The sequence below is a fragment of the Streptomyces sp. NPDC020490 genome (assembly GCF_044335305.1).
GTDB lineage: Bacteria > Actinomycetota > Actinomycetes > Streptomycetales > Streptomycetaceae > Streptomyces.
Map to the genome: position 1 here is coordinate 1 of NZ_JBIRUY010000100.1, position 2,246 is coordinate 2,246.

The 2,246-nt window shown below is 73.6% G+C and carries 2 protein-coding genes; both read left to right on the forward strand.

Translation table 11 applies throughout. The features are described from left to right. Nucleotides 1-876: phosphopantetheine-binding protein (locus ACH4ZX_RS40255; protein WP_398283894.1), on the forward strand; the 876-nt coding region annotated here is incomplete at its 5' end. Between the two features lie 108 nt (nucleotides 877-984). Continuing rightward, on the forward strand, nucleotides 985-2,246 hold a 1,262-nt coding region (locus ACH4ZX_RS40260; protein ID WP_398283896.1), incomplete at its 3' end, for a type I polyketide synthase.

Below are 2,246 nucleotides of genomic sequence, written 5' to 3' on the forward strand. Positions count from 1 at the left end.
CGGCGGCATCGGGGGTTGCCGGCGGTGTCGTTGGCGTGGGGGCAGTGGGCCGAGTCCAGTGGTATGACCGGCACCCTCGACGCCACCGACCTCGCCCGTATGGCGCGGAGCGGAATGCGGCCGCTGCCCGTCGAGGAAGGGCTCGCCCTCTTCGACGCCGCCGCCCGCCACGACGAGGCGGTGCTCGCCGCCGTCCGGTTCGACCCGGCCGCGCTGCGCGGACAGGCCGACGCCGGACAGCTCCCCGCCGTCCTCCGGGGGCTCGTCCGCGCAGCCGGGCGACGGGCCGCCGACCAGGACCCGGCCGTCGGAGCACCGGCGGCCCTCGCCGCCCGTCTCGCCGCGCTGGCTCCCGCGGAACGGGCCCAGGCCCTGCTCGACCTGACGCGAACCCACGTGGCCGCCGTGCTGGCCCACCCCGATCCGGCCGCCCTCGACATCGACCGCGGTTTCCTCGAGCTCGGTTTCGACTCGCTGACCGCCGTCGAGCTGCGGAACGTCCTGACCACCGTCACCGGACTGCGCCTGCCCACCTCGCTGATCTTCGACTACCCGACCCCGGCGGCCCTCGCGGCTCACCTGGCCGCCGAGATCCAGCCCGACGGCGCGGCCGCCGAGACCGCCGTACTCACCGCCATGAACGAGTGGGAGGCCGCCGCCGTCGCGCTGCCCGCCGGCAGCGACGGCCGGGAGCGCGCCGTCAACCGGCTCCGCTCCCTCCTCTGGAAACTCGAACAACTCGACCAGCTCGACCAGAACGGCATCAAGGCCGACGGCGACGGCGAGGCGGCCGAGCCGGGCGACGAGCCCGAACTCAGCACCGCCACCGACGACGAGATGTTCGCCCTGATCGAGAAAGAGCTCGGCCTCAACTGACCGCCCGCACGACGCAGAAGGCCGCAGGCGCCGCACGCCGCCTCCGGCATCCGCCCCCCAACCCAGCCAGGACCCGCAGCCCCGCAAGCTCCCGGAGGCACCGCTCAGATGGCCACCAGCAACGAGGAAAAGCTCCGCGACTACCTCAAGCTCGTCACCGCGGACCTCCAGCAGACGCGCAGGCGTCTGCAGGCCGTCGAGGCACGGGAGCAGGAGCCGATCGCCGTCGTCGGCATGGCCTGCCGCTACCCCGGCGGCGTCACCTCCCCGGAAGGACTGTGGGAACTGGTCCTCGAAGGCCGTGACGCCATCGGCGGCTTCCCCGACGACCGCGGCTGGGACCTCGACGCCCTCTACGACCCCGACCCCGACGCCCCCGGCCGCAGCTACGTCCGCGAAGGCGGCTTCGTCCACGACGCCGTCGGCTTCGACGCCGCGTTCTTCGGCATCCCGCCGCGCGAGGCGCTCGCCATGGACCCGCAGCAGCGGCTCTTCCTGGAAACCTCCTGGGAGGTCCTGGAACGCGCCGGCCTCGACCCGGCCACCCTCAAGGGGAGCAGGACCGGCGTCTTCGTCGGCGCCGGCAACCCCGGCTATCTCGGCGGCGGCACCGGCACCCCGCCCCCGGAGATCGAGGGCTACACCCTCACCGGCAACGTCAACAGTGTCATCTCCGGCCGCGTCGCCTACACCTTCGGCCTGGAGGGCCCGGCCGTCACCGTCGACACCGCCTGCTCCTCCTCCCTCGTCGCCCTCCACCAGGCCGCACAGGCACTGCGCGCAGACGAATGCGCCCTGGCCCTCGCCGGCGGCGTCACCGTCATGCCGAACCCCTGGCTCTTCCAGGAGTTCAGCCGCCAGCGCGGCCTCGCCAAGGACGGCCGCTGCAAGGCCTTCTCCGCCTCGGCGGACGGCACCGTCTGGGGCGAGGGCGTGGGCGTGCTGCTCCTGGAGCGCCTGTCGGACGCGCGGCGCAACGGTCACCAGGTGCTTGCGGTCGTACGGGGTTCCGCCGTCAACCAGGACGGCGCCAGCAGCGGTCTGACCGCTCCCAACGGGCCTTCCCAGCAGCGGGTGATCCGGCAGGCCCTGGCCAATGCCCGGCTGACCCCTGCCGACGTGGACGCGGTCGAGGCGCACGGCACCGGCACGGCGCTGGGCGATCCGATCGAGGCGCAGGCCCTGCTCGCGACCTACGGGCAGGACCGCGCCGAGGACCGGCCGCTGTGGCTCGGGTCCGTCAAGTCGAACATCGGCCACACCGCGGCTGCCGCGGGTGTGGCGGGTGTGATCAAGATGGTGATGGCGATGCGGCACGGTGTGCTGCCGCGGACGTTGCACGCGGAGGAGCCGTCGCCGCATGTGGACTG